This is a genomic window from Salinicola acroporae (assembly GCF_003206615.1).
GTDB lineage: Bacteria > Pseudomonadota > Gammaproteobacteria > Pseudomonadales > Halomonadaceae > Salinicola > Salinicola acroporae.
This window is the reverse complement of the sequence record NZ_PZJW01000004.1, coordinates 79,866-106,142: the sequence shown is the minus strand read 5'-3', so window position 1 is coordinate 106,142 and position 26,277 is coordinate 79,866. Positions and strand designations below refer to the sequence as shown.

The window sequence follows — 26,277 nt, the reverse complement described above, 5'->3', positions numbered from 1 at the left end:
ACCCGCGCTATCGACACGCGTGGTGGGTGACTTGCGGTTTGCATACAATATCCAAAATACCGCGAGAACGATGACCCCCATGGCAAATTTCAAGACCCGAGCCCAGCATGTCGCCGATGACCTGCGTGAGCGTATTCTCGGCGGTGAATTCAAGGGCGGCTCCCAGCTGCGTCAGGATGCCCTGGCCAAGGACTACGACGTCAGCCGCATTCCCGTCCGGGAGGCCCTGTTGACGCTCGAGTCCGAGGGCCTGGTGGAGTTCCACGCCCATCGCGGCGCCTTCACCACCGAGCTCTCCGTGGCCGCGATTCGCGAGCTGTTCGATCTGCGCGTGCTGCTCGAGACCCATGTACTGCGCTACGCGATCCCGAACCTGAAGGCGGTGGATCTCGAGCACGCCGCGAGCATCCTTCGCCAGTACGACGCCGCGCTCGACGCCGGCAGCCAGATCGACAACTGGAGCGACTACAACTTCGCGTTCCATCACGCGTTGTACGCCCCTTCCGGGCTACCCGAGACGCTGGCCATGATCGGCCAGTTGAACACCAAGTCGGGGCGCTATATCCGCATGCAGCTGGTCTACACCCGCGAAATCGAGAAAGCCGAGCTCGAACATCGCGAGCTGCTCGAGCTGGCGCGCCGCGGCGATGTCGACCAGGCCTGCCGCTTGCTGGAACACCATATCAAGGACGCCGCGGAGGGCATCGCGGCGGTACTGGAAAAGAGCCTGCGCAGCGCCTGAACCGCCGCGCAATCTCTGCTTCCCCAACCCTGTCTCCTGGTCATGAGGTAGCCCATGACGGACCCATCCCCTTCGGCTCTGACCGATGCCGACTTCATCGTCGTCGGTGCCGGCCTCGTCGGCGTGGCGAGTGCCCTGGCGCTGGCGCGCCGGGGCCACCGCGTAAGGGTACTCGATCGCCAGGAGCCGGGGCGGGGCGCCTCCTACGGCAACGCAGGCCATCTGGCCACCGAACAGGTCTTTCCGATCGCCGATGCGTCGATCCTGCGCTCCCTGCCCGGCATGCTGATGGATCCCATGGGCCCCCTGCGGCTGGACTGGAAATATCTGCCCCGCGCGCTGCCGTGGCTGACCCGACTGGTCCTGAACCTGCGCCCGGCACCGTTCCGCGCAAGCGTGGCCGGCCTTCGTGCTCTCAACGAGCGCAGCCTGGCGGCGTGGCAACGCCTGCTGGCATCGGTCGACAGTGCTCACCTGCTCAAGGCGGATGGCTCGCTGCTGGTCTACGAAAAACCCGAGTCGCGCCGTGCTCTCGACACGCTCGAGTCGCGCATGCGCGCCCAGCAGGTGCCGGTGGAACGGTGGGATCGAGAGGCGATTCGGCTTGCGGCACCGCAGCTGTCCAACGACCTGCAGGGCGGGCTGTTCTTCCCCGGTACGGGGCATGTGCTCGACCCCTGGCGCGTGGTCAACACGCTGGTGGACGCGGCCCGGCGCGAAGGCGTCCGTTTCGAGCAGGAAACCGTGCAGTCGGCACGGCTGATCTCGACCGGCGTCGTCGTGACCACCGACGCCGGCGACCGCGAGGCCAGCCAGGTGCTGATCGCCTGTGGCGCCCACTCGGCAGCGTTGACGGCCCAGCTCTCCGGCAAGCGCGTACCGCTGGACACCGAGCGCGGCTATCACCTGATGCTGCCCCGCGAGCATGACCGACTGCCCTTCGCGGTGACCTCGCTGGAGCGACGCTTCATCATGACGCCGATGGAAACCGGGCTGAGACTGGCCGGTACCGTGGAGTTCGCGGGGCTGGTCGCACCGCCCAACATGGAACGGGCCTGGCAGCTTCACCGACTGAGCCGGGGCCTGTTCAAGACCGACCTCGACGCCGGGGACGCCTCGCCCTGGATGGGCTTCCGCCCGTCGCTGCCGGACTCGCTGCCGGTCATCGATCGTCTCGAGCATGGCCGCGTGCTGCTGGCCTTCGGGCATCACCACCTGGGGCTGACCCAGGCGGCGATCACCGCCGAACTGATCGCCGACCTGGCCGGCCCGGCCGAGGGCCACCCATCGACCGAGCCACCTGACCTGCCGCCGCGGGCGCCCTATCGGCTCTCCCGCTTCGACTGAAGCTGGCCGCTCCCCTCAGGAGAGGCCGAGCTTCATGTGCCGGTTGACGTCCTTGTAGAGCAGATAGCGGAACGGCGTCGAACCGGCCGCGTAGCAGGACTGCGGGCAGAAGGCGCGCAGCCACATGTAGTCGCCGGCCTCGACCTCGACCCACTCCTGGTTGAGGTGATAGACCGCGCGCCCCTCCAGCACGTAGAGGCCGTGCTCCATCACATGGGTCTCGTCGAACGGAATCACCCCGCCCGGCTGGAAGGTGACGATGGTGACGTGCATGTCGTGGCGCAGGTCGGCGGGATCGACGAAGCGCGTGGTCGCCCAGCGGCCATCGGTATCCGGCATCGGCGTCGGCGCGATCGTCTGCTCGTTGGTGACGAAGGCCGGCGGCACCTCGATCCCCTCGACGAACGCATACGCCTTGCGGATCCAGTGGAAGCGCACCGGCGCATCGCTCGTGTTGCGCAGCTGCCAGTCGCACCCCGGCGGCAGATAGGCGTAGCTCCCCGGCACCATCTCGTGGTGCTCGTCATCGACGGTCAGACGCATCTCGCCCTCGACCACGAACAGCACGCCCTCGGCACCCTGGTCCGGCTCCGGCCGCTCGCTGCCGCCACCGGGCGCGACCTCCATGATGTACTGGGAGAAGGTCTCGGCGAAGCCGGAGAGCGGCCGCGACAGCACCCACAGCCGGGTCTTCTCCCAGTGCGGCAGGAAGCTCACGACGATATCGCTCATCACCCCCTTGGGGATCACCGCGTAGGCCTCGGTGAACACCGCACGGCCATGGATCAACTGGCTCTGCGGCGGCAAACCGCCATGGGGGGCGTAGTAACTGCGTTGCGGCATGCTCTCTCCTTCTCATCGTCAAATCGGCTATGGGACGCTTGCGCCAAGCGCTGCCCTAAGGGGCGAGTTCGTCCAGGGCCTCGTACAGCTCGGTCACTTCGCCGATCCTGGCTCGCCCCTCGGCCAGCCGACGATGCAGCATGGCATTGGCGAGCAGGCTGACGAGGCTCATGGCGCTGGCGTAACTGTCGAACGCCGAGATCGTCTCCAACGCACACTCCAGCCGCCAGGTGACCCGATCGGCATATTTGGCGGTGGTCGGGTCGCCGATCAGCAGCACGCGATGTTCGCGCTCTTGGAGTGCGCCGATCAGCGTCTCGAACAGCCTGGGCCGGCGACGAAAGCCGATCAGCACGATCAGCGTACCGGGTTCGAGCTGGACCAGCTCCTCGGCCAGTGACTGGTTGGGCGCGGGCAGCAGACGCACGTTACCACGGGCCTGGAGCAGCTGCTGGCGCAGATGCAGCGCCACCGGATAACTGTTGCGATAGCCCACCACGGCCACCGCGGGCGCTTCGTCGAGCGCGTGCACGACCGCGTCGAACAGCACCGGCGTCAACCCTTCGAGGCACTGGCGCAGATTCTCCTGCTCGCGTTCGGCGTGACGGCGGAAGCGCTCGACGCCATCTCCCAGCGCATCGGAACCCGAGGCCAGCGGCACGCCATAGTGGCGCAGCTGGCGCGCATGCGCCTTGACCGCCTTGAAGTCCTGGTAACCCAAGCGCTTGAACAGGCGGGTCACGGTCGCCTTGGAAACACCACTGTAGCGCGCCAGATCGGCCGCGCTGTAGACCGCCAGATCCTCGAGGTGCGCCAGGATGAAACCCGCCACCCGACGCTCCTGCGGGCCCAGCTCGGCAAAATGCTGCTGCAGCCGGCGGCCGATATGTGCCTGCGTATTCGCTCCCGACATGAAAGACTCCCGCATGGACCTACAGAACGGAGGCGATGAACTGACTCAGCTCCGGTGTCCTGGGTTGGGTGAATAGCGTCTGCGGGTCGCCGGATTCATGGATCCGGCCCTGATGCATGAAGACCACGCGGTCACTGACGTCGCGGGCGAACTTCATCTCATGGGTGACCAGGATCAGGGTCATCCCCTCCCTCGCCAGCTCTTCGAGCACGCGCAGCACTTCGCCCACCAGTTCGGGGTCGAGCGCCGAGGTCACCTCGTCGCACAGCAGTACCTTGGGATTCATCGCCAGCGCCCGGGCAATCGCCACGCGCTGCTGCTGGCCGCCGGAGAGCTGGGCCGGATAAGCGTCGACCTTCTCGGACATCCCCACCTTGGCGAGCACCGACTCGGCAATGCGGCGCGCCTCGCCCCGGGGCGTCTGCTTGACCACCAGCGGTGCCAGCATCACGTTCTCGACCACCGTCTTGTGCGGGAACAGGTTGAAGCTCTGGAACACCATGCCGACGTTCTGGCTCAGCTCGCCCGGCGACATCGCGGCACCGTCGAGACGCTGGTCGGCCAGCACGATCGTCCCCCAGTCGTGACGCTCGAGCTGGTTGAGGCAACGCAGCAGGGTACTCTTGCCCGAACCGCTGCGACCGATGATCGATACCACCTCGCCGGCCTCGACCTCCAGATCGATGCCCTTGAGCACCTCCAGCTCGCCGAAGGATTTATGCAGGTCTTTAACGGATACCAGCGCCATAGAGCTTTTTCTCCAGGTGACGGGCATAGCGGGACAGCGGATAGCAGAGGATGAAATATCCGAGCGCCACCAGCGCGAAGATGGTGAAGGGTGCAAACGCCGCGTTGTTGAGCATGGTGCCGGCCTTGGTCAGCTCGACGAAGCCGATCACCGACGCCAACGCGGTACCCTTGATGACCTGTACCGAGAAGCCGACGGTCGGCGGCACCGCCAGGCGCAGCGCCTGCGGCAGGATGACGTGGCGCATCGACTGCAGATAGTTCAGCCCGAGCACCCGGGACGCCTGCCACTGGCCACTGGGTACCGCCTCGACGCAGCCGCGCCAGATGTCGCACAGGAAGGCACTGGTGAACAGCGTCAGCGCCACGCTGGCCGCGGTCCAGGCGGAAACATCGAACCCAAGCACCGCGGCACCGAAGTAGGCCAGGAACAGCTGCATCAGCAGCGGCGTACCCTGGAACAGATCGACGTAGAGCCGGATCAGCCAGCGAATCGGCTTCAAGCCGCCCATCCGCGCCAGTGTCAGTACCAGCCCGACAAGCGCGCCGCCGGCGAAGGCGATCAGAGACAGGACCACCGTCCAGCGCCCTGCCAGCAGCAGGTTGCGGACGATGTCCCACAGCGTGAAATCGGTCATGCCGAACCTCCCTGGCGAAACGCGAACAGGCGGCGCCCGACGAACTCGAACGCCAGTCGCAGCCCCACCGCCAGCAGCAGGTAGATCAGCGTCACCACCAGATAGACTTCGAAGCCGCGGAAGTTGCGGGACTGGATGAAGTTGGCGGCGTAGGTCAGATCGAAGACCGAGATCTGGGACACCACCGCGGAGCCCAGCATCACGATGATGCACTGGCTGATCAGCGACGGATAAACCCGCGAAAACGCCGGCACCAGCACCACGTGTCGAAAGCTCTGCAGACGCGACAGCCCCAGCGCGCGGGCGGCTTCATGCTGGCCTCTCTGGGTCGAGTCGATCCCGGCACGCAGGATCTCGGCGGTATAGGCACCGAGATTGAGGGTCATCGCCAGCAGCGCCGCGACCGTCGCGCTGATCGGGATGCCCAGCGCCGGCAGGCCGAAGAACAGAAAGAACAGCTGCACGATGAACGGCGTGTTGCGGATGACCTCGACATAGCCGCCCAGCAGGCGGCTGACGAGGCTCGGTCGCCCTTTGGAAGCCCCGTCCCGCAGGTAGGCGACGACGATCGCCAGAGCGATCCCGGCCATCGTCGTCACGGCAGTCAGCCACAGCGTCGTCATCAAGCCGTGCAGGATCTGATCCGTGTAGGGCAGCAGCGTGGAGAAATCCAGCGTCATGACTGCTTACCCACTCAGGAGGAGAGATCGTCGGGCAGCGCGGTGTGGAACCACTTCTGCGACATCGATTGCAGCGTGTCATCCTGCTTGGCCTGCTCGATCAGCGCATTGACGCGTGCCTTCAGCGCCTCGTTATCCTTGGCCAGGCCGATATAGCAGGGCGAATTCTTGATCCGGAACACCATGGTCGGCGCCCGCTCGGTGTTGCGCTCGGCGATCTGTGCCGCGACCACGTTACCGGTGGCGATGTAGTCTACCTGGCCGGACAGGAAGGCGGAGATCGTGGTGGCGTTGTCCTCGAAGCGCTGGACGGTGGTATCGCTCGGCACCAGATCGGAGAGCTCCATGTCCTCGACCGAGCCGCGGGTCACGCCGATGGTCTTGCCGGCGAGCCCTGCGGCATCTTCGACCTGTGCGGCATCGGGCGTGCCGAACACGCCGAGGAAGAACGGCGCGTAGGCCTCGGTGAAGTCGATCACCGCGGCGCGCTCGGGGTTCTTGCCCAGGCTGGAGATCACCAGATCGACCTTGTCGGTCTGCAGGAACGGGATGCGATTGGCACTGGTGACGGTTACCAGCTTCAGATCGACATCCATCTGGTCGGCCAGATACTGCGCCATGTCGATGTCGTAGCCCTGCGGTTGCAGGTCGGTGCCCACCGAGCCGAACGGCGGAAAGTCCTGCGGTACCGCGACCCGCAGTGTGCCACGCTGCTCGATGGTCTCCAGGTCGCTGGCCTGGGCCGAGACAGCGGCGAGGCCGGCGGCGATGGTGCAGCAGAGTGCCAGCACCAGCTGGCGCGAGAATCGATTCTTGACGCAGGCGAACATGCCATACCTCCTGAGGAGAGCTTGTACGTTGTTATGCCGACGGAGAAACGATTGGCGACTTCTCCATCGGATGAGAAACGTTTGTTTCACAACACTCCTTAGCAAGCTCGGCGCCAGAATCGGTAGCACTGCCATCGATTCAGGGAGTTAGCCTACACTCGAGGCCCAGATTTATCGCTTCGACAAGCCGGACAGAGTGGAAATTGACCGAATCAGGGGCACGGGATCACCCCCACGCACCATGAAGACGCGTGGTGGATGCCGGGTTCGCTTCACGCGACGCGAACCCGGCAAGACCGAACCGCTACAAGGCCGGGTGGTGGCTGGCCCAGTGGCGGGCGATATCCACACGTCGGGTTATCCACACCCGGTCGTGGGCCTCGAGATGATCGAGGAAGCGCTGCAGTGCACGGAAGCGTCCGGGCCGACCGATCAGCCGACAGTGCAGGCCGATCGAGAGCATCCTGGGTGTTTCTGCTCCCTCTGCGTAGAGCACGTCGAAGGCGTCGCGCAGATACTGGAAGAACGGCTCGCCGTGATCGAATCCGGTCGGCGAGGCGAAGCGCATGTCGTTGCTATCCAGGGTGTAGGGCACGATCAGGTGGCGCTGGCTGCGCCCCTGGCTGTCGTCGACATCGCTCCAGAACGGCAGATCGTCGCCGTAGTAGTCGCTGTCGTAGAGGAAGCCCCCCTCGTCGACCAGCAGCCGCCGGGTATTGGGGCTGTCACGGCCGGTGTACCAGCCCAGCGGGCGCTCGCCGTAGAGCGACTCGAAGATCGCCAGCGCGCGCTGCAGGTGCGCCCGCTCCACCGCCTCCGGCACGTTCTGGTAGTGGATCCAGCGATAGCCGTGGCAGGCCACCTCGTGGCCCAGCTCGCGGAATGCCTGGGCGGCTTCCGGATTGCGCTCCAGCGCCATCGCCACGCCAAACACCGTCAGCGGCAGGCCGCGCCGCTCGAACTCGCGCAGCACCCGCCACACCCCGGCGCGGGAGCCGTACTCGTAGATCGACTCCATGCTCAGGTGGCGCGCCGGATAGGCCTCGGCCCCGGCGATCTCGGAGAGGAACTGCTCGGAATGGGCATCGCCGTGCAGCACGCTGTTCTCGCCGCCCTCCTCGTAGTTGAGCACGAACTGCACCGCCACGCGGGCCTGGCCGGGCCAGTTGGCCTGGGGCGGATTGCTGCCGTAGCCGATCAGATCGCGGGGATAATCTGGGGAGATCATGCGCAACGCCCTTTTGGTCGAGATGCCGGTTTTGGACTGGTCTTCATCGATATTGTATTCAAAGTCGGTTATTTTTGTGGACAAAATAACCGTATCGCGATTCGTTCGAGTCGCCAAGGTGCCATGCCATGCAGATCCACGTCATCAACCCCAACACGACCGCCAGCATGACCGACAAGATCGGTGCCTGCGCCAACCGGGTGGCCGCGGAGAGCACGCGGATCCACGTCAGTCAGCCGGAGAGCGGTCCGGTCTCGATCGAGAGCCACTTCGACGAGGCGATCAGCGCCGTCGGCGTGCTGGAGGAGATTCGCCGCGGCGAAACCCTGGCAATGGATGCCTACGTCATCGCCTGTTTCGGCGATCCGGGGCTGCTCGCGGCGCGCGAACTGACCCGGGCGCCGGTGATCGGTATCGCCGAGGCCGGTTTCCATCTGGCCACGCTGATCAGCACCCGCTTCTCGGTGGTGACCACGCTTTCGCGCACCGCGATCATCGCCGAACATCTGCTCGACCAGTATGGCTTCGGCGAGCACTGCCGACGGGTACGCGCCACCGACCTGCCGGTGCTGGAGCTGGAGAACCCGGCGGGCAATGCCTATCAGGCGCTACTGGAAGAGTGCCAACGAGCCCGGGACGAGGATGGCATCGGCGCCATCGTGCTTGGCTGCGGTGGCATGGCGGATCTCACCGAGCGCCTCACCCATGACCTGCAGATGCCGGTGATCGAAGGCGTCAGCGCGGCGATCAAGCTGGCGGAGTCGCTGGTCTCGCTGGGGCTGGGGACCAGTAAGCACGGCGATCTCGCCTTTCCCCGGCCCAAGCCGTTCGCGGGGCGCTTCGCCGACTGGGGCCGATAGCTGGACCGGCGCTGGGCATCAGCCGAAGATCGCGTTCAGGTCCGGTGCCTCGTCCACGCTCTCCTCGATCGACAGCGACGCCTCGATCGCCTTGAGGTGGCGCTGCATGAAAGCGATCGCGCGCTCCTCCTTGCCGGCTTCCAGCAGCGTGACCAGCTCGTCGTGGTCGTGGGATTCGCAGCCCAGGTGCCCGGAGGCGCCGTAGACGGCGAGGATCAGTGACGAGCGCGAGCAGAGCCGGGCGACGAACTCCGCCAGCGGCGTGTTGCCGGAGAGCTCGGCCAGGCGTTGGTGGAACTGGGCGGAGAGCTGGATCGCCCGGCTCTGCTGGCCGGCGCGCAGGGCCTGGCGCTCGTCGACGGCCAACTGCCGGAGTGCCTTGGCATCCGCCGGTTTCAGCCGCCGTGCGACCCACGGCATCAGTTGACACTCCACCAGTTGGCGCGCGGCGAAGACATCCCGCGCCTCCTCGATGGTCGGCCGGCTGACGCTGGCGCCACGCCGTGGTGTCAGCGTGACCAGATGCTCAAGCGCAAGACGCTGCAGGATCTTGCGGATGCCGGTACGGCTGACCCCGAACGCTTCCGCCAGCGCGTCCTCGCGCAGCCGTGCCCCCGGCTTGAGCCGGTGCTCGACGATCGCCTCGCGAATCTGCTGATAGATCGCTTCATGGCGCTCGGCGCCATCGCCCGCCTTGCCCGCCCCACGACCCCGCTTCGCCTCGGCAGGCTTGCTCGTGCTGCTCGCTGCGTTCGCGCTTTTTGCCATTGTCGTTCGCTCCACCCAGCGCCGGCCGCACCGATGATTGACTTCGTCATCGATTGTATACGGCCCGCCGCCAGATGACAGCCGCAAGGGCACGGATGCTCAGCCCGAGACCAGCCGGCTGGCACTGGCGTTGTGTCTGGCCACCATCGTCTCGAGATCGTGTCCCAGCAGCACGCCGTTCTCGACGCGGCGCACGCCATTGACGATGGAGAGATCGACCGTCGGCGGCTGGCAGAACACCAGCGATGCCAGCGGGTCATGCAGCGCGCCACCGGCCAGCGCCAGCGAGTCCAGCCGAAAGCCGATGATATCGGCGGCCTTGCCCACCGCGAGCTGGCCGATATCGTCCCGGCCCAACACCGCAGCGCCGCCACGAGTGGCGAACCACAGCATCCGGCGCGCGCTGAATTCATCCATGTCGCCCTGGAGCCGGCCCAGCAGCATCGCCTGGCGTGCTTCCGCCAGCAGGTGCGAGCCATCGTTGGAGGCACTGCCATCGACGCCGAGGCCGACCCGCATGCCGGCCTGGTGCATCGCCATCACCGGGGCGATGCCGGAACCGAGACGCATGTTGGAACTGGGACAGTGCGCCGCGCCGCAGCAGTGGCCGCCGAGGCGCACGATCTCGTCGGCATGGGGATGCACCATGTGGGCGAACCAGACATCGCTGCCGACCCAGCCGACCTGCTCGGCGTACTCCACCGGCGTGCAGCCGAAGCGCTCGCGACAGTATGCTTCCTCGTCGCGGGTTTCGGCCAGGTGGGTGTGCAAATGCACGCCATAGTGACGGGCCAGTTCGGCACTGTTGACCATCAGCTCGCGGGAGACCGAGAACGGCGAGCAGGGCGCCACCACGATACGGGTCATCGCCCGCTCGGCGGCGTCGTGATAGCGCTCGATGGCGCGCTGGGTATCGTCGAGGATCGCCTGTTCGGATTCGACCACGCTGTCCGGCGGCAGCCCACCCTGGGATTCGCCCACCGACATCGAGCCGCGCGAGGCATGAAAGCGCAGCCCGAGCTCGGAGACCGCCGCGATCTGATCGTCGATGCGGGCGCCATTGGGCCATAGATAAGTGTGATCCGCCGCCGTGGTGCAGCCGGAGAGCAGCAGCTCCGCCGCGGCGACCTGGCTGCTGGCGAACAGCGATTCGGGGTCGAGTCGCGCCCAGATCGGGTAATGGGTCACCAGCCAGTCGAACAGCGCGGCGTTCTGCCCGGCGGGCAGGTTGCGCGTCAGGGTCTGATAGAAGTGATGGTGCGTGTTCACCAGTCCCGGCAGCAGGACATGACCGCGCGCATCGATGACCTCGTCTGCCGGCGCCTCGAGCGCGGCCGCGACCTCCTGCGCCGAGCCGATCGCGACGATGCGATCGTCTCTGATGAGCAGGCTGGCATCGCGCAGCTCGCGCTCGGCATCGTCGAAGGTCGCGATCAGCTCGGCATTGCGGATCAGTGTCGTTGTCACGATGGATCTCCGGGAACATGAAAACTTCGCTAACCGAGAAAAGCGGCGAGCGATGGCCAGGCGAGACAACGATTGTCGAGTCGCCGAAGCGGTCGATGAGCATGGCGGAAGCGCTTTTGACGACGCCCGGCCGAGCCCAGCGCTTTTCTAGCTGCCCCGGTAGGTCGAATAGCTGAACGGAGAGAGCAGCAGCGGCACGTGGTAGTGCTCGTTGGGCGCGTCGACCGTGAACTGCAGCGGGATACGATCGAGAAAATGCCCCGCGGGCGCCTCGTCGGCACGGAGATAATCCCCGGCATGGAAAAGGAGTTCGTAGACCCCGGCGATGAAATCCGCCCCTTCCAGCAGCGGTGCGTCGCAGCGACCGTCGGCATTGGTCTTCACATCGGCCAGCCGCAATCGGGTGCCGCCCTCCAGCCGGTAGAGTTCGATGCGCAGATCGCTGGCAGGGCGACCGCGCGCCGTGTCCAGCACGTGGGTGGTCAGATAACCTTGGGGGGCGTCGCTCATGGCTTCCTCGCGAAGTCGGTTGTCATGGTCGAAAAGGGTGGATCGACGGGCGGTGTCGCGCTAGCCTCATTCAAGTGTTTTTGTATACAAAGGTCAACCGGAGCCGCCATGTCTGCCGCCCTGCTCTCGCCTCGCCCCAGCCAGCTCGACCGTGACGCGTTCATCGCCCGCTATGGCGACATCTACGAACACTCGCCGTGGATCGCGGCGCAGGCCTGGGAGCTCGGGCTCGAGGCGGCCCAGGACACGCCCGCCGGACTGGCCGAGCGGCTGCGCGAGCCGGTCGACGCCGCCTCGGCCAATGCCCAGCTGGCGCTGATCCGGGCCCACCCCGATCTGGCCGGCAAGGCAGCGATTGGCGGCAAGCTGACCGACGACTCCCGCTCGGAACAGGCCGGCGCTGGCCTGGACCAGTGCACGCCGGCGGAGTTCGCCCGTTTCGAGCAGCTCAACCGGGCCTACCGCGATCGGTTCGACTTCCCGTTCGTCATCGCCGTGCGCGGACTCGATCGCCACGCGATCCTGGCCGCCTTCGAGACCCGCCTGAACCATACCCGGGAGCAGGAACGCCGGACCGCCATCGCCCAGATCCACCGGATCGCGCGATTGCGGCTGGAGCAGCGCGCGGCCGAAAGTCTTAACCGATAGCGCGCAGACACCAGGGGATCGAGCGGTTATCCTGAGCGCCTGATATGAGCGGACACGAGAGCGGCGACGGGTGACGGACGAAGAGCGGCATCGGGCGACTGAACAGCAGCAAAATCGGGCGACGGAAACCAAACGCAGGGCCGTCGGCCGGCCCGCGGGCGGCAAGAGCAGCGGCGGTCACAGTCAGTCGCTGGTCCGCGGCCTGAACATCCTGGAAATGCTGGCGGCAACCCCGGATGGACTGGCCCTTTCCGATGTCGCCGAGGACGTCGGCCTGGCCCCCTCGACCACTCACCGTCTGCTGCAGGCCCTGTTCCAGCAAGGCTTCATCACCCAGGACGTCGAGAGCGGGCTGTGGAAGATCGACGTCAAGACCTTCCGTATCGGCAACAGTTTTCTCGAAGCGAGGGATTTCGTCGCCACCGCCCGCCCCTTCCTGCGCCAGCTCACCGCCACCAGTGGCGAAACCGCCAATCTCGGCATCCGCGATGACGGCATGGTGGTCTACCTGGCCCAGAGCGAATCGAAGCAGATGATGCGCATGATCACCCGGCTCGGCTCGCGAGCGCCGTTACACGCCTCCGGTGTCGGCAAGGCACTGCTGGCGTGGATGCCGCCCCGGGAGTTCGAGCAGGTCGTCGCCGGTCGCACCCTGGAGGGCGAAACGCCCAATACGCTGACCGACGTCGAGACGCTTCGCGACCAGCTGGTCGAGATCCGCCGACAGGGTTACGCCGTCGACCGCGAAGAGCACGCCATCGGCCTGAATTGCGTTGCGGCCACCCTGCATGACGAAAGCGGCCTGCCGCTGGCGGCGATCTCGGTCTCCGGCCCGGTGGCCCGGATCGACGACTCCCGCCTGCCCGAACTCGCCGCGCTGGTTGCGGAAACCGCCCGCGAGATCACCGCCAAGATCGGCGGCAAGACCCCCACTGAACCGCCAGCGTAGGTTCATGGTCCGAGAAGTCGCCGAGCGATAGTCAGCCCTAGGCCCGTTCCCTACGGGCCAACGCACTTCCCATATCCCTGTGGGTCGCAAGGCAAAAATCGGCGAAGACGGACCGGGCTGGCGCCCCGGTCTACGTGTTTGTAAATGAGTATCTTAAGCCGATTTTTAACGCAGTATGGGCGAGCGCAGGCACTTTTCGTCAGGTATTCAGGATCACCCCGCCATTCAGATGGATAGTCTGTCCGGTCATGTAGGAAGACTCCTTGCTGGCCAGGTAGACGTAGGCAGGCCCCATCTCGCTGGGCTGCCCGGCGCGCTTCATCGGCACCTGCCCGCCGAAGCCCTCGACCTTCTCGTCGTCGAAGCTGGCCGGAATCAGCGGCGCCCATACCGGCCCCGGCGCCACCGCATTGACGCGAATCTCGCGATCCACCAGCGATTGCGCCAGCGAACGCACGAATCCCTGGATCGCCCCTTTGGTCGCTGAGTAATCGATCAGAGTGGCGTTGCCCTTGAAGGCGTTGACGGAGGACGTGGCGATGATGGTATCGCCGGCCCCCAGATGCGGCACCGCCTCGCGCACCAGGTAGAAATGGCTGAAGATATTGGTGGCAAACGTCCGCTGCAGCTGCTCGTCGGTGATCTTGGTCACGTCGTCCCAGTCGTGCTGCTCGGCGGCATTGTTGACCAGGATATTGAGACCGCCCAGCTCCCGGCGGGTGCGCTCGACCACGTCGCGACAGAAGCCGGAGTCGGCGATGTCGCCCTTGAACAGCAGACAACGCCGACCCTCGGCCTCGATCAGCGCCTGGGTATCTTCCGCATCGCGCTCCTCATCGAGGTAGACCACGGCGCAGTCGGCGCCCTCGCGCGCGTAATGGACCGCGACGGCACGACCGATGCCGCTGTCGCCACCGGTGATGAGCGCCACCTTGCCCTTGAGCTTGTCGGTGCCACGGTAATCGGCACGAATGAACTCCGGCTCGGGGTGCATCTCGTGCTCGTTACCCGGCTGATGGGTCTGATGCTGTGGTGGAAAATGCGATTCGGACATTCCGGCTCCCTCCCGAATGAGTCGAATGAAATATACCCGGCCGTCGCGGCATCCTCCCGTGAATCACCGCGACGCTCTCCCAGCATAGAAAGCCTGGCGGTTTTCTTCCAAACCGCGGTATCGATATTTAACCCAGGTTAATTAACAGCTCGCATCACGATCGTCAGGGGGCGGTCTTGCCGCCCCTCTCGGCGACGCCGCGGCATCGCGCCCCTCCGGGCGTGAAGCCGGCCGCCAGCGGCGCTACACTATCGCCGCCGCACGCGCTGTCACATTTGCCCGCCAAAGAGGTCTCACGATGCCTTCGCACCTGCTCTCCGTCGATTCGCTCTCCCGCGATGCCGTCGACCACCTGATCCGCATCGCCGAGCGCATGGAACCGATCGCCCAACGGCGCAAGGTGACTCGCGTGCTCGAAGGCGCGGTGCTCGGCAACCTGTTCTTCGAGGCCAGCACGCGCACGCGGATCAGCTTCAATGCCGCCTTCTGTCGGCTTGGCGGCAGCGTCTGCGACACCACCGGCTTCACCTTCTCGTCGATGGCCAAGGGCGAGTCGCTCTACGACACCAGCCGGGTGATGGGCGGCTATGTCGACGCCATCGTCATGCGCCACCCCGAGCAGGGCTCGGTGGCGGAGTTCGCCGAGGCGACCCAGGTGCCGGTGATCAACGGCGGCGACGGCCCCGGCGAGCATCCGAGCCAGGCGCTGCTGGACGTCTACACCATCACCAAGGAGTTCGCGCGGCTGGGCAAGCCGTTGGCGGGCGCCCATCTGCTGCTGACCGGCGACCTGAAATACGGCCGCACGGTGCACTCGCTGATCAAGCTGCTGTCGCTCTACGAACCGCTGCGCATCACGCTGGTCTCGCCGCCGGGGCTGGAGATGCCCCAGCACCTGATCGATCTGGTGGCGTCGCGGGGGCATCGCATCGAGACGCGACCCAACCTCGCCGAGTCGTTCGACGACGTGGACGTCATCTACGCCACGCGAATCCAGCGCGAGCGTTTCACCGCGGAGATGTCGGACAGTTTCGCCGAGCTGACCTCGGACTTTGTCGTCGATCGCGGCTTCCTCGACCGCCGCTGCTCGCCAACCACCATCGTCATGCACCCGCTGCCCCGGGACAGCCGCCCCGGCGCCAACGACCTCTCTACCGACCTCAACGGCGACCCGCGCCTGGCGATCTTCCGCCAGACCGACAACGGCATTCCCATGCGCATGGCGATCTTCGCCCATCTGCTGCAGGTGGAGGGTCTGATCGAGAAGGATCTACGCGACGTGGGTTGGTTCGTGCCGCCGAGCTTCGGTGTCGACGACGCCAGCTTCTAGGGCTTAGGCTTCGCCTGAAAAGTTGGCGAGCGATGGCCAGGCAAAAATGAGCGAGAAGGCGGCGTTTACGGGTTGTAAATGAGTCCTTTGAGCTCATTTTCAACGCCGCATGGACGAGCGCAGCACTTTCGAGGCAAGCCTAACGGCGCGCCTGCCAGAACAGCGAAAACAGCTCCGACTGGGAATTGACCCCCAGCTTGGCGTAGAGATGCTTCTTGTGGGCGCGGACCGTTTCGACGGAGATCGCCAGACGCCGGGCGATCTCCTTGGTCGAGCTGCCGCCCAGCATCAATTGGCTCACTTCGCGCTCGCGTTCGGTCAGTGCATAGCGGGAGTCGAATTCCAGCGCTCGTTCCGGTAGCGGATGCCAGGGATGAGGCCCGGCCTCCCCATCGCCCTCCGGCTCGAAATGCATGCGCAAGCGCATCAGGGCCAGCAGCCACGGCTGCATCAGCGCGAGACTGCCCAACGCCTGACGGGAAAAGGAACGGGTCGAGCCCAGCGACAGGCAAAGGGTTCGGCGAGTATCCAGCGTCTGATTGAAGTGAATTTCGTCGGCGACGATGTTGCGTCGAAAATAGCGCTGATAGTACTCGGTGCGGGTGAAGTGCTGAGGCGCCACTTCCGCCAGCGTGAACAGACCGCAGCGATCGCGCTCGCAAGCATCGATGTAGAACGGATCGAGTAGATACAGGCCGCGCTGATAGTCCTGAAACAGCGCGTCGTCGGCGCCATCGTCCTCGTCGCTCTCGGCGAGAATACGAGGCGGCTGCCGGCGGTCGAAAACCAGTGCCACCCAGGTATCGAAATGCACCTCCCCCGCCAACCGCCGCACCAATGCCAGCCAGAAGCCGGCACGATCGACGTTTTCCGCCAACTGCCCGAAGGCCCGATGCCACTCCAGACTCTCCAGCGGCGTCATGTCGTCGGCACTTGTCCTCGGCCGGGGTCGATGCGTCATCGTTTCTCTCTCTGAGGCTGCGCCTTCCTGACGCCGCATCGCTTCAACACGACCGGCGAGCTGCTCCTTCCCCCGATCGGGTTACCCCGCTCGCGGGATAGGCAGCGGCGCGGGATTGGGGATACTGGAGATCATCGGCTCCCGTTCCAATCACAACTCCCGGAGTGTTCCATGCAGCTTGTTCTGGCACAACTCGCCAGCCGCGAAGGCGACATCGCGCACAACCTCGCCAGAGCGCTGGAAATCGTGCATGCCGCCGACGAAGGCACGGCGCTGATCGTCTTTCCCGAAACGCACCTGAGCGGCTTTGCCGAACCCGGGCATGTGCTCGACCGCGCCCTGACGCTCGACGGCCCGGAGTTGCAGGCGTTGATCGGCGCCAGTCGCGAGCGCGACATGGCGATCGCCATCGGCCTGCTGGAGCGGGATGGCGATGCCGTATTCAACACCACCGTGCTGATCACGCCCGAAAGCGGGATCGCCCTGCGTTATCGCAAGACTCACCTATGGCCGGATGAACGCACCCTGGTCGAGCCCGGCGAGGCGCTGCACTGCCTCGAATGGCGCGGCCGATGCATCGGACTGCTGATCTGCTACGACCTGGAATTTCCCGAACCGGCGCGGGCGCTGGCCGCCATGGGGGTCGATCTGCTGGTGGTGACCAACGGCAATATGGACCCCTACGGCCCCGTACACGCCCGCGCCGCCCAGGCCAGAGCCCAAGAGAATCAGTGCTTCCTGGCCATGAGCAATCGGGTCGGCCAGGGCGCCGGACTCACCTTCGCCGGCGAAAGCGCACTGGTCGGCCCCGACGGCGAGCTGCTGTTCCGGGCCGGTCGCGAGGAAACGATCCAGCCGCTGCAGCTGGATCCGGCACGCCTGTCCAGCGCCAGGCAGGAGTACGACTACCACCGGGACCGGCGCCTGAGCCTCGCGGGTCACCTCGAAACCCAGGGCCCCCACCGCAGTTGGCATTTCGGCTGAGCGCCGTTGCTCTGCCCTGCTGCCAGCGCCACAGCGGCAACGCGTCGCAATGACCGCGTATCTCTAAATAACCGCGAATCTCAAAATAACCACAACAGGAAACGATGATGTCGGAAATGAAGAAGACCCTTACCCTCTCCCAGGTGGTGCTGTTCGGCCTGGCCTACATGACCCCGATCATCGTGCTCGGCACCTTCGGGGTACTGGCGGTGGTCACGCAGGGGGCGGTGGCGGGCGCCTACCTCGCCGCCCTGGTGGCCATGCTGTTCACCGCCCACAGCTACGGTCGCATGGCCGCTGCCTATCCCGTCGCCGGCTCCGCCTATGCCTACGTTCGTCACGCCATCGACGATCGCCTGGGTTTTCTCGCCGGCTGGGCCATCCTGCTCGATTACCTGTTCCTGCCGATGGTGATCTGGCTGATCGGGGCGGCCTATCTGAACTCCGCCTTCCCGAGCATTCCGACGGCGCTGTGGCTGTTGGCGTTCATCGCGGTCACCACGGTGATCAACGTGCTCGGCCTGAAACTGGCCAGCCTGGTCAACAGCGCCATGATGCTGATCCAGATGCTGGTGCTGGTGGCCTTCGTCGGGCTCAGCCTGCATTACATCCTCGGCGACCCCACGCAGCCGCTATTCAGCCTGGCGCCGTTTCTCGGCAGCGACGGTGGATCGCTACCGGTACTGATGGCCGGTGCGGCCGTCGCCTGCTACTCGTTTCTCGGCTTCGATGCCGTCACCACGCTGACGGAGGAGACTCGGGATCCGCAACGCACGCTGCCGCGAGCAATCCTGCTGATCACGCTACTGGGCGGGCTGATCTTCGTCGTCGTCTCTTACTGCGTCCAGCTCGCTGCACCGGGCTTCGACTTCGCCAACCCGGACGCCGCAGCCTATGCCATCGCGCGCAATATCGGCGGCGACGTGTTTGTGTCGATCTTCCTGATCGGGTTGGTCGTCGGCCAGTTCGCCTCCGGCATCGCCGCGCAGGCCAGCGGCGCACGACTGATCTACGCGATGGGACGGGACGACGTGCTGCCGCGGCGCTGGCTGGGGACGCTGGGTCGCTATGGGACGCCACTGGGAGGGCTGGTGCTGAGCGCCCTGGTGGCACTGCTGGCGCTGACGATGGACGTGCTGTCAGCGGCCTCGTTCATCAACTTCGGCGCTTTCCTGGCCTTTGCCCTGGTCAACCTGGCGGTGATCTTTCATTACTATCTCAAGGAGCGCCGCCGTGGCCCGGGCGATACCCTGCGCTTTCTGGTCTGCCCGGCGATCGGACTCGTTGCCATCGTATGGCTGCTGTTCAGCCTCGACCACAGAGCGATCATGCTTGGTTCGATATGGCTACTGGCAGGATTGGGCTGGCTGGCGTGGCTGACCCGTGGCTTCCGCCGCCCGACGCCGGAGCTGCACATCGACGCTTGAGGTGGAGGAGATGACACGCGACCTGCGCGAGGTGCGCTGGTCCGTGCCGAAAACTGACGGCATCGACGCAGAGAGTCCAAAAGCGGGCTCACGACGCGCCATCGATACCCGGAACCGGGTCATCCGTTGGTTTGACGGCGCTGTGGCGCGCACCCAGCGACAGTCCGGCCGATCGATCCAAGGCGGCCGATGCCCTTCATCGGCTGTCTGATTCAACGCCGCTGTCGATTATTCCACTACTTACCCAGCCTCTCTCGGGGCCGACCCAGGACTGCCGGACGGTACAGGCCGACCCCGACCTCAATTGTCAGGTCGTGAAAAATAGCATTGAAAGGCGAAGGAACGCGCTACGCCTATCCTTTCCGATGGAAATAAACCCAACAAAAAGTGGCGAGGCGTCTACCGGACCTCATCTCTTCCGGCCAAAAATAGTGTTATTAAATAGTTGACATAAACTACGAAACGAGTGACACACTGAGTAGGTCACGTCACTCTTTAGACATGACAGAATCAACAATTACAAGCGCAGCGCGCAACCCAAGACGGACTTCCTATGACAGTTTATTCGTCGTCGGCGACAACCTCCTCCTGGTATCGGGACTCCATCGCCGTCGAGCTCGAGCCGGCGCTCCCGCTGGAGGGCGATCACCGCGCCGATGTGTGCGTGATAGGCGCAGGCGTTACCGGTTGCTCCGCCGCGCTGCACCTGGCTCAGCGGGGATATCGCGTCATCCTGCTCGAAGCACTGACCGTGGGCCATGGGGCCTCCGGACGCAGCGGCGGGCAGATACTGCCTGGCCTGGGCACCGACATACACACCGTCGAGAAGGCCTTGGGGCTATCGGCCGCCCGTGATATCTGGGAAATGAGCCGTGAAGCCGTCAGCCTGACTGCCCATCTCGTCGAGCATCACCAGATCCCCTGCGAGATGTCCTGGGGTTACCTTCACGCGGCGGTCAAACCTCGCCATGTCGTCGAACTCAGGCAGTCACAGGAGCGCATGGCCCGCGATTTCGACTATCACGGGCTCGAGTGGCGGGAAGGCGACGCGCTGCGCGAACATGTCGTCACCGATGCCTACCCGGCGGCGCTCTGGGAGCGCGAAGCGGGCCACCTGCATCCACTCAATTACACGCTCGGCCTGGCCCGAGCCGCTCAACAGGCCGGAGCGATCCTTCATCAGTTCAGCCCCGTGGTCGATATCCAGCACGGCAAGCCGGCCAACGTCGTGACCGCGCGCGGCCGGGTCACTGCCGATCACGTCGTGATCGCCACCAACGCCTACGGCGATAGGCTGGTGCCCGCCATGAGCGGACGCATCATGAAAGTGGCCAACTACATGATCGCCACCGCCCCCATGACCGAGCAACAGGCCGCTCAGGTTCTCCCGAAAAACGACGCCTTGTCGGATGCCAACTTCGTACTCGACTATTATCGCCTGTCGAGAGACAGGCGCCTGATCTACGGCGGGGAAGTGAGTTACGACGGCCGCCCACCGCAAGGTCTGGAGGCACGCACCGACGCCAAGATACGGCGTCTGTTCCCGGTGTTGAAAGAGATCGATATCGAATATCGCTGGGGAGGAGACGTGGCCATCACGATGAATCGCGCACCTGACTTCGGCCGGCTGGCGCCCAATGTCCTTTATGCCCAGGGCTACTCCGGCCACGGGATGGCGTTGGCGGGGCTGGCCGGCCAACTGCTGGGCGAGACCATTGCCGGGCAAAGTGAGCGCTTCGACATCTTTGCCGCCATGCCCCACCGGACGTTTCCGGGCGGCCGATGGTTACGGACTCCCCTGCTGGTACTGGCGACCCATTTCTACAAGCTTCGCGACCGGCTGTGACCAGCGGCAAGAACGACGAGGACGGCCCAATGACCGATTTGACGAACACCGTGAAAACCACCGATCGAGCGGACGTGACAGATACGGCGTCGAGAGACAAACGCGGTGCTTCCTCGATCAGGATGCAGGGGTTACGCAAGCAGTTCGGGCGCGATTCCGTTGCACTGGCGGGCGTCGACCTGGATATCAACGCCGGTGAATTCTTCACCCTGCTGGGGCCATCCGGGTGTGGCAAGACGACCTTGCTGCGCATTCTCGCCGGCCTGGAAGAGGCCGATGACGGCCAACTGACGATCGGCGGGAAGGATGTCATCGACATGCCGCCGCATCGGCGCAGCGTCAATACGGTCTTCCAGTCCTACGCGCTATTCCCGCACCTTTCCGTGCGCGACAACCTGGCGTTCGGCCTGCGCATGCGTGGCGAACCGGCCGCCGAGCGCGACCGCAAGGTGGCGGAGGTAGCCGAATTCATCAAGCTCGGCTCGCTGGTCGAGCGCCGCGTCGACCAGCTGTCGGGAGGCCAGAAGCAGCGTATCGCCCTGGCCCGGGCGCTGGTCTGCGAGCCCGACGTGCTGCTACTGGACGAACCGCTGTCGGCCCTGGATGCCGGCCTGCGCGGCCAGTTGCAGGTCGAACTGCAACGCCTGCAGAAGCGCCTGGGCGTAACCTTCGTATTCGTCACCCACGACCAGGACGAGGCCATGGTGATGTCGGATCGCATCGCGGTGCTCGACAGTGGCATCATCCAGCAGGTGGGTACCCCCAGCGAGATCTACGAGCATCCGGCCAACGCCTTCGTCGCCCGATTCATGGGACACGACAACCTGTTCGCCATCACCGCCAGCGAAAGCAACTGGGTGGACACCGGGCTGGGACGGCTGCAGCTGGATCCCGCCGAGCAACGCGACACCCCTGACGGATGGCTGCTGATCCGCCCCGAGACCCTGGAGCTGGGCGGCGACGTTCCCGCGGACTACAACCGGCTCGAGGGCACGGTGGAAGAGCGCCTCTATCGCGGCAGCCGCATCGAATACCGGCTGACCGTCAACGATCACCCCCTGACGGCGGTGGCCGGCAATCTCGGCCAGCGCATACACGACGTCGGCGACCGGGTGACCATCGGCATCTGTCCGGAAGACCTGGTCCGCGTCGCGGCCTGAGGAGAAGCGACATGCTGCAGACATCCCAGACCGCCTCGCGGCGCCATGCGGTGGTCAGCGAAACCCGCCACCTGCTCTTTACGGTGACCCCGGGCGCCGCCTGGATCATCCTCTTTCTGGTGCTGCCGAGTCTCTATCTGATGGCCGTGGCGTTCATGACCAACGGCCCCTACGGACTGCCGCAGTTGCCGCTGTCGCTGAGCTCGTTCGAGCAGCTGGCGGGCGTCGGCTTTCTGGGCTGGAGCCCGGGCAATCTCTACACGCTGCTGCGCTCGCTGTGGCAGACCGTCGTCGCCACCGGCCTGGTGGTGCTGGTCGCCTATCCCATCGCCTATTACATCACCACCTGCCGGGCGCGGTGGCGACCGATCATGCTGCTGCTGGTGGTCGTACCGTCCTGGACCAATCAGGTGATTCGCACCTTCGGCTGGATGAATCTGCTGGCGCCGGGCACGCCGCTCTCCAACCTCGCCGAGATGATGGGCCTGATCTCGCCCAACATGGGGCTCTATCCGTCCAACTTCGCGGTGACACTGGGTCTCGTCTACAACTTCCTGCCGTTCATGGTACTGCCGCTCTACGCCGCCTTCGAGAAGCTCGACACCGCCCAGGTCGAAGCGGCGCAGGATCTTTACGCCAAGCCGGTCCGGGCGTTCTGGCACGCCGTCTTCCCGCAGACACTGCCGGGCCTGCTCGCGGGCGTGGTGCTGGTGGCGATCCCCGCGTTCGGCATGTACGTGATTCCGGAGCTTCTCGGCGGCGGCAAGGCGATGATGCTCGGCAACCTGGTGGCGACGCAGTTCTCCGGCGGCTCGAACTGGCCGCTGGGCGCCGCTGGCGCGATCCTGATGCTGATCGCGACTTTCATCGGTCTGTTCGCGATGCGCCGCATCGGCAAGCGTCTCGGCGGCGGCGAGGAGGTGGTGATATGAGAAAGCGCACGCTCAAGCGCGGCCTGACGGCGTTTTGGTGGCTGACGCTGATCTTCCTCTACCTGCCGCTTGCCGTGGTGGTGCTGTTCTCGTTCAATGCCGCCAACAGCGCCGCTCGATTGACCGGGTTCTCGCTGCGCTGGTATCACCAGTTGCTGGGCAACGAACAGATCATCACGGCATTTGGTAACACGTTGATTCTGGCGACCTGTTCCTCCGTCATCGCGCTCGCCATCGGCTGCCTGATCGGCTACGGCATGTACCGGCACCGCCATCGCAAGCTCGGTTGGCTGATCGTGCTGATCTACCTGCCGATCGTGTTGCCGGATATCGTCTTCGGCATCTCCGAGATGGCGTTCTTCGTCCAGTTTCACCGTCTGACCGGACTGCTGCAGCCGGGGCTTGGGACCATGGTCATCGCCCATGTGACCTTCCAGATCCCGTTCGTCGCGCTGATCGTCTACTCGCGCTTCGTCGGGCTCGACCCCAGCCTGTTCGAAGCGGCCAAGGATCTCTACGCCACGCCGTTGAAGCGGGTCATTCACTTCATGCTGCCGACCATCAAGCCGGCGCTGATCTCCGCGTTCTTCCTGTCGTTCACGCTATCGGTGGACGATTTCGTGATCAGCTTCTTCACCGCCGGGCCGGAGAGTGCCACGCTGCCGATCTACATCTGGAGCGCGATCAAGAAAGGCGTCACGCCGGAGATCAATGCCATTGCCACATTGATGATCGGCGCGGTGGCCCTGGCCGCCGTGATCAGTCTCGCATTCAACCGCCAGCGCAAGGTCTGAGGAGAAGCCCCGCGCCGGGCCCGCTCGGAAAATTGTCAAGAAAAGCCGTCGAACAACAAGGAGAAGAACCGATGTCAAAGCCCGTCACCAACGCCATCACCGCCGCCTTCTGCAGCCTGCTGCTCGTCAGCCAGGCCCAGGCCGCGAACGACAAGCTCTACCTGTTCAACTGGACCGAGTACATGGACCCGGAGATCATCACGGCGTTCGAGCAGAAATACGACGTCGAGGTGGTGCAGAACTACTACAACTCGCTGCCGGAAATGTTCGCCAAGCTCAATGCCGGCGGTGCCTCCCAGTACGACATTATCGTGCCCTCGAACTACTACGTGCCACGCTTGATCCAGACCGGCCTGGTCCAGAAGCTCGATCACGCCAGGATCCCCAATTTCGCCAACGTGAAGGCGCAGTTCCAGGATCCGAGTTTCGACCCGGGTTCCGCCTACTCGGCGCCGTATCAGTGGGGCACGACCGGGATCATCTACAACACCGATACCTTTCCGGACGCGCCCCGCAGCTGGTCGCTGATGTTCGATCCCGAGGTCAATTCCGACTACCCCTTCGCGATCATGGGCGACGGCCAGGTTGCCATGGGCGCCGCCTGCGCGGCGCTGGGCAAACCCTACGACTGCGATGAACTCGACAGTTGGCGCGACGCCGCCAAGCTGATGATCGAAACCAAGCATCGCGACAACTTTTCCGGCTTCTCCGACGGCACCCCCGCACTGCAGCAGCTCGCGCGCGGCGTGACCCATGTCGGCATGTCCTACAACGGCGACTATCTGCTGTACAAGAGCGAGGATCCGGAGACCTTCGCGCACCTCGACTTCATGATTCCCGAGGAGGGCGCCGAGATGTGGGTCGACTCGATGATGATTCCGTCCCAGGCGCCCCACCCGGATCTGGCCTACAAGTTCATCAACTTCATTCTCGACGCCAAGATCGGTGCCCAGCTCTCCAACTACAATTTCTATGCCAGCCCCAACGCCGCCGCCGAGCCCTACCTGGAAGAGGCTCTGAGGCAACCGCCAGCCCAGCCCACCGACGAAGAGATGAAAGTGCTGCGTTTCACCCCGAGCCTCGAGGGCGAAAAACTGCAGACCTTCCAGCAACTGTGGTCGGAAGTGCAGGCTCGGTAGCGCCGCCGCTTCCCCATCTCACTGCCCGGCACGGCCGCTGGCCGCGTCCGGGCAACCCATCACCACACGGAACGCTCACATGGGTCACCGTCAGGAAACGCCAGCGCTCAAAGACTGGTTCCAACAGCACGGCATCACCGAAGTCGAATGTCTGGTTACCGATCTCACCGGCATCCTCAAGGGCAAGATCATGCCCGCCAGCAAGTATCTCGATGGCGGGCAGCCACGATTGCCGGACTCGATCTTCATCCAGACCGTCACTGGCGGCTATCCCGACGACGAGGATATCCGCTTCTGGAATCCCGCCGAGCGGGACATGGAGCTGGTCCCCGATCCCGATGCCGCCTTCCTGGTACCCTGGGCCGAAGATCCCACCGCGCAGATCATTCACGACTGCTACTACCTCACCGGCGAGCCGGTCGATCTCTCGCCCCGCCACGTACTCAAGCGCGTCCTGGAACTCTACGAACAGCGCGGCTGGCGCCCGGTGGTCGCCCCGGAGGTCGAGTTCTACCTGGTCAAGACCAATACCGACTCCGACTACCCACTGGAGCCGCCGATCGGCCGTACCGGACGCCAGGAGAGCAGCCGCCAGTCGTTCTCCATCGACGCGGTCAACGAATTCGATCCCCTGTTCGAGGAGATGTACGACTACTGCGAGGCGATGCACCTCGATCTGGACACGCTGATCCACGAAGAGGGTGCCGGCCAGATGGAGGTCAACTTCCAGCACGGCAATCCGCTGGCGCTGGCCGATCAGGTGGTCATGTTCAAGCGTGTGCTGCGGGAAACCGCGCTGCGCCACGGCATGTACGCCACTTTCATGGCCAAGCCGATGGCCAACGAGCCGGGTAGCTCCATGCACATTCACCAGAGCCTGGTCGACGCCAAGGGCAACAACCTGTTCGCCTCTGGCCTCAGCGGGATCGGGGACAACCCCACCAGCCCCCTGTTTCATCATTTCATCGGCGGTTTGCAACGCTATCTGCCCTCGGCGATGCCGCTGCTGGCCCCCAACGTCAACTCCTATCGCCGACTGATGCGCCACGAGGCGAGTGGTTCCGCGCCGGTCAACGTCGACTGGGGAATGGACAACCGCACCGTGGGCTTGCGCGTGCCGGTCTCCTCGCCCGCCGCCACCCGGGTCGAAAACCGCCTCGGCGGCGCCGACGCCAACCCCTATCTGGTGCTGGCGGCCTCGCTGGCCTGCGGCTATCTCGGCATGGTCGGCCAGCTGGAACCCCGTCCGCCGATGGTCGGTTCGGCCTGGTCCAGTGGCAGCAAGCTGCCGGACGACATCGGCCCGGCACTGGATCGGCTGCGGGAGTGTCCCGAACTGGCCGACATTCTCGGCGAACGCTTCACCAACAGCTATCTCGCGGTCAAGCGCGCCGAGCACCGCGCCTACTTCCGCGTGATCAGCTCGTGGGAGCGCGAGCACCTGCTGCTGCGAGTATGAACACCGCAAGGCGAGAAGTTC

The 26,277-nt window shown here is 65.0% G+C and carries 26 protein-coding genes; 14 read left to right on the top strand and 12 right to left on the bottom strand.

What is annotated here, in order from left to right:
- Positions 1–79 precede the first annotated feature (79 nt).
- Complete coding sequence (locus tag DOM54_RS05945) at positions 80–742, top strand: GntR family transcriptional regulator (RefSeq protein WP_110715466.1); 663 nt, start codon at positions 80–82, stop codon at positions 740–742.
- Positions 743–796: 54 nt separating this feature from the next.
- Positions 797–2,089, top strand: a complete 1,293-nt coding sequence (locus tag DOM54_RS05940) for an NAD(P)/FAD-dependent oxidoreductase (protein WP_110715465.1) — start codon at positions 797–799, stop codon at positions 2,087–2,089.
- A gap of 15 nt (positions 2,090–2,104) precedes the next feature.
- Here DOM54_RS05940 and DOM54_RS05935 read toward each other — a convergent pair whose 3' ends face one another.
- The 7 genes from DOM54_RS05935 to puuE form a co-directional block, all read right to left on the bottom strand.
- Complete coding sequence (locus tag DOM54_RS05935; protein ID WP_110715464.1) at positions 2,105–2,932, bottom strand: bifunctional allantoicase/(S)-ureidoglycine aminohydrolase; 828 nt, start codon at positions 2,930–2,932, stop codon at positions 2,105–2,107.
- A 55-nt stretch (positions 2,933–2,987) separates the two neighbouring features.
- Entirely contained in the window at positions 2,988–3,845 is an 858-nt protein-coding gene (locus DOM54_RS05930; RefSeq protein WP_110715463.1) for a MurR/RpiR family transcriptional regulator, read from the bottom strand.
- Between the two features lie 19 nt (positions 3,846–3,864).
- On the bottom strand, positions 3,865–4,593 hold the full coding sequence (locus DOM54_RS05925; RefSeq protein WP_110715462.1) for an amino acid ABC transporter ATP-binding protein: 729 nt from the start codon (positions 4,591–4,593) through the stop codon (positions 3,865–3,867).
- Entirely contained in the window at positions 4,574–5,230 is a 657-nt protein-coding gene (locus DOM54_RS05920) for an amino acid ABC transporter permease (RefSeq protein WP_110715461.1), read from the bottom strand. The genes DOM54_RS05925 and DOM54_RS05920 overlap by 20 nt, the downstream gene beginning before the upstream one ends.
- On the bottom strand, positions 5,227–5,910 hold the full coding sequence (locus DOM54_RS05915) for an amino acid ABC transporter permease (protein WP_110715460.1): 684 nt from the start codon (positions 5,908–5,910) through the stop codon (positions 5,227–5,229). The genes DOM54_RS05920 and DOM54_RS05915 overlap by 4 nt, the downstream gene beginning before the upstream one ends.
- 14 nt (positions 5,911–5,924) lie before the next feature.
- The gene (locus DOM54_RS05910; protein ID WP_110715459.1) at positions 5,925–6,740 is read right to left on the bottom strand and encodes a transporter substrate-binding domain-containing protein; all 816 of its coding nucleotides are present in this window, start codon (positions 6,738–6,740) and stop codon (positions 5,925–5,927) included.
- Between the two features lie 304 nt (positions 6,741–7,044).
- Entirely contained in the window at positions 7,045–7,968 is a 924-nt protein-coding gene (puuE, locus tag DOM54_RS05905) for an allantoinase PuuE (RefSeq protein WP_110715458.1), read from the bottom strand.
- Between the two features lie 128 nt (positions 7,969–8,096).
- On the opposite strand from puuE, the gene DOM54_RS05900 reads away from it, so the two are divergent.
- Positions 8,097–8,828, top strand: a complete 732-nt coding sequence (locus tag DOM54_RS05900) for an aspartate/glutamate racemase family protein (RefSeq protein ID WP_110715457.1) — start codon at positions 8,097–8,099, stop codon at positions 8,826–8,828.
- Between the two features lie 18 nt (positions 8,829–8,846).
- Here DOM54_RS05900 and DOM54_RS05895 read toward each other — a convergent pair whose 3' ends face one another.
- The 3 genes from DOM54_RS05895 to uraH all read right to left on the bottom strand — a co-directional run bounded on the left by DOM54_RS05895 (position 8,847) and on the right by uraH (position 11,573).
- Entirely contained in the window at positions 8,847–9,596 is a 750-nt protein-coding gene (locus DOM54_RS05895; protein ID WP_110715456.1) for a GntR family transcriptional regulator, read from the bottom strand.
- A 99-nt stretch (positions 9,597–9,695) separates the two neighbouring features.
- Positions 9,696–11,063, bottom strand: coding sequence for an 8-oxoguanine deaminase (locus DOM54_RS05890; RefSeq protein ID WP_110715455.1), 1,368 nt, complete (start codon positions 11,061–11,063; stop codon positions 9,696–9,698).
- Between the two features lie 147 nt (positions 11,064–11,210).
- Positions 11,211–11,573, bottom strand: coding sequence for a hydroxyisourate hydrolase (gene uraH / locus DOM54_RS05885; RefSeq protein WP_110601976.1), 363 nt, complete (start codon positions 11,571–11,573; stop codon positions 11,211–11,213).
- Between the two features lie 108 nt (positions 11,574–11,681).
- Between uraH and uraD the strand changes: the two genes are divergently transcribed.
- Together uraD and DOM54_RS05875 are read left to right on the top strand one after the other, a co-directional pair.
- Positions 11,682–12,221: a 2-oxo-4-hydroxy-4-carboxy-5-ureidoimidazoline decarboxylase gene (gene uraD / locus DOM54_RS05880; RefSeq protein WP_110715454.1), complete on the top strand. Its 540-nt coding sequence runs from the start codon at positions 11,682–11,684 to the stop codon at positions 12,219–12,221.
- Positions 12,222–12,291: 70 nt separating this feature from the next.
- Positions 12,292–13,170: an IclR family transcriptional regulator gene (locus DOM54_RS05875; protein ID WP_110715453.1), complete on the top strand. Its 879-nt coding sequence runs from the start codon at positions 12,292–12,294 to the stop codon at positions 13,168–13,170.
- Between the two features lie 199 nt (positions 13,171–13,369).
- Here the strand turns inward: DOM54_RS05875 and DOM54_RS05870 are convergent, their stop codons facing one another.
- On the bottom strand, positions 13,370–14,224 hold the full coding sequence (locus DOM54_RS05870; protein ID WP_110715452.1) for an SDR family oxidoreductase: 855 nt from the start codon (positions 14,222–14,224) through the stop codon (positions 13,370–13,372).
- 250 nt (positions 14,225–14,474) lie between these two features.
- Between DOM54_RS05870 and DOM54_RS05865 the strand changes: the two genes are divergently transcribed.
- A complete protein-coding gene (locus tag DOM54_RS05865; RefSeq protein ID WP_276309669.1) occupies positions 14,475–15,554 on the top strand; it encodes an aspartate carbamoyltransferase in 1,080 nt (359 codons plus the stop codon).
- A 139-nt stretch (positions 15,555–15,693) separates the two neighbouring features.
- Here DOM54_RS05865 and DOM54_RS05860 read toward each other — a convergent pair whose 3' ends face one another.
- Positions 15,694–16,515: a response regulator transcription factor gene (locus DOM54_RS05860; RefSeq protein WP_206019026.1), complete on the bottom strand. Its 822-nt coding sequence runs from the start codon at positions 16,513–16,515 to the stop codon at positions 15,694–15,696.
- Positions 16,516–16,686: 171 nt separating this feature from the next.
- Here DOM54_RS05860 and DOM54_RS05855 point away from each other — a divergent pair, with 171 nt between their 5' ends.
- From DOM54_RS05855 to DOM54_RS05820, 8 genes are all read left to right on the top strand, one after another.
- Positions 16,687–17,499 carry a carbon-nitrogen hydrolase family protein gene (locus DOM54_RS05855; protein ID WP_110715449.1) on the top strand — a complete coding sequence of 271 codons (813 nt, stop codon included), beginning with the start codon at positions 16,687–16,689 and terminating at the stop codon, positions 17,497–17,499.
- A 116-nt stretch (positions 17,500–17,615) separates the two neighbouring features.
- Positions 17,616–18,926, top strand: coding sequence for an APC family permease (locus DOM54_RS05850; RefSeq protein WP_240613790.1), 1,311 nt, complete (start codon positions 17,616–17,618; stop codon positions 18,924–18,926).
- A 553-nt stretch (positions 18,927–19,479) separates the two neighbouring features.
- Entirely contained in the window at positions 19,480–20,772 is a 1,293-nt protein-coding gene (locus DOM54_RS05845; RefSeq protein ID WP_110715447.1) for an NAD(P)/FAD-dependent oxidoreductase, read from the top strand.
- A gap of 29 nt (positions 20,773–20,801) precedes the next feature.
- A complete protein-coding gene (locus tag DOM54_RS05840; protein ID WP_110715446.1) occupies positions 20,802–21,932 on the top strand; it encodes an ABC transporter ATP-binding protein in 1,131 nt (376 codons plus the stop codon).
- An 11-nt stretch (positions 21,933–21,943) separates the two neighbouring features.
- Positions 21,944–22,864 (top strand): ABC transporter permease, encoded by a 921-nt coding sequence (locus DOM54_RS05835; protein ID WP_110601961.1) that lies wholly within the window; start codon positions 21,944–21,946, stop codon positions 22,862–22,864.
- A complete protein-coding gene (locus tag DOM54_RS05830) occupies positions 22,861–23,658 on the top strand; it encodes an ABC transporter permease (RefSeq protein WP_110601960.1) in 798 nt (265 codons plus the stop codon). Before DOM54_RS05835 ends, DOM54_RS05830 begins: the two co-directional genes overlap by 4 nt.
- Before the next feature lie 71 nt (positions 23,659–23,729).
- Complete coding sequence (locus DOM54_RS05825; protein WP_110715445.1) at positions 23,730–24,797, top strand: ABC transporter substrate-binding protein; 1,068 nt, start codon at positions 23,730–23,732, stop codon at positions 24,795–24,797.
- Between the two features lie 79 nt (positions 24,798–24,876).
- A complete protein-coding gene (locus tag DOM54_RS05820; protein ID WP_110715444.1) occupies positions 24,877–26,256 on the top strand; it encodes a glutamine synthetase family protein in 1,380 nt (459 codons plus the stop codon).
- The last annotated feature ends 21 nt before the right edge of the window (positions 26,257–26,277 follow it).

Coding starts and splice junctions, on each gene's coding strand:
- DOM54_RS05920 (WP_110715461.1), bottom strand. CDS start 5,230: ATGACCGATTTCACGCTGTGGGACATCGTCCGCAACCTGCTGCTGGCA.
- DOM54_RS05910 (WP_110715459.1), bottom strand. CDS start 6,740: ATGTTCGCCTGCGTCAAGAATCGATTCTCGCGCCAGCTGGTGCTGGCA.
- DOM54_RS05900 (WP_110715457.1), top strand. CDS start 8,097: ATGCAGATCCACGTCATCAACCCCAACACGACCGCCAGCATGACCGAC.
- DOM54_RS05860 (WP_206019026.1), bottom strand. CDS start 16,515: ATGACGCATCGACCCCGGCCGAGGACAAGTGCCGACGACATGACGCCG.
- uraH (WP_110601976.1), bottom strand. CDS start 11,573: ATGAGCGACGCCCCCCAAGGTTATCTGACCACCCACGTGCTGGACACG.
- DOM54_RS05930 (WP_110715463.1), bottom strand. CDS start 3,845: ATGTCGGGAGCGAATACGCAGGCACATATCGGCCGCCGGCTGCAGCAG.
- DOM54_RS05895 (WP_110715456.1), bottom strand. CDS start 9,596: ATGGCAAAAAGCGCGAACGCAGCGAGCAGCACGAGCAAGCCTGCCGAG.
- DOM54_RS05855 (WP_110715449.1), top strand. CDS start 16,687: ATGCAGCTTGTTCTGGCACAACTCGCCAGCCGCGAAGGCGACATCGCG.
- uraD (WP_110715454.1), top strand. CDS start 11,682: ATGTCTGCCGCCCTGCTCTCGCCTCGCCCCAGCCAGCTCGACCGTGAC.
- DOM54_RS05825 (WP_110715445.1), top strand. CDS start 23,730: ATGTCAAAGCCCGTCACCAACGCCATCACCGCCGCCTTCTGCAGCCTG.
- puuE (WP_110715458.1), bottom strand. CDS start 7,968: ATGATCTCCCCAGATTATCCCCGCGATCTGATCGGCTACGGCAGCAAT.
- DOM54_RS05870 (WP_110715452.1), bottom strand. CDS start 14,224: ATGTCCGAATCGCATTTTCCACCACAGCATCAGACCCATCAGCCGGGT.
- DOM54_RS05945 (WP_110715466.1), top strand. CDS start 80: ATGGCAAATTTCAAGACCCGAGCCCAGCATGTCGCCGATGACCTGCGT.
- DOM54_RS05845 (WP_110715447.1), top strand. CDS start 19,480: ATGACAGTTTATTCGTCGTCGGCGACAACCTCCTCCTGGTATCGGGAC.
- DOM54_RS05940 (WP_110715465.1), top strand. CDS start 797: ATGACGGACCCATCCCCTTCGGCTCTGACCGATGCCGACTTCATCGTC.
- DOM54_RS05935 (WP_110715464.1), bottom strand. CDS start 2,932: ATGCCGCAACGCAGTTACTACGCCCCCCATGGCGGTTTGCCGCCGCAG.
- DOM54_RS05925 (WP_110715462.1), bottom strand. CDS start 4,593: ATGGCGCTGGTATCCGTTAAAGACCTGCATAAATCCTTCGGCGAGCTG.
- DOM54_RS05835 (WP_110601961.1), top strand. CDS start 21,944: ATGCTGCAGACATCCCAGACCGCCTCGCGGCGCCATGCGGTGGTCAGC.
- DOM54_RS05850 (WP_240613790.1), top strand. CDS start 17,616: ATGAAGAAGACCCTTACCCTCTCCCAGGTGGTGCTGTTCGGCCTGGCC.
- DOM54_RS05915 (WP_110715460.1), bottom strand. CDS start 5,910: ATGACGCTGGATTTCTCCACGCTGCTGCCCTACACGGATCAGATCCTG.
- DOM54_RS05820 (WP_110715444.1), top strand. CDS start 24,877: ATGGGTCACCGTCAGGAAACGCCAGCGCTCAAAGACTGGTTCCAACAG.
- DOM54_RS05830 (WP_110601960.1), top strand. CDS start 22,861: ATGAGAAAGCGCACGCTCAAGCGCGGCCTGACGGCGTTTTGGTGGCTG.
- DOM54_RS05840 (WP_110715446.1), top strand. CDS start 20,802: ATGACCGATTTGACGAACACCGTGAAAACCACCGATCGAGCGGACGTG.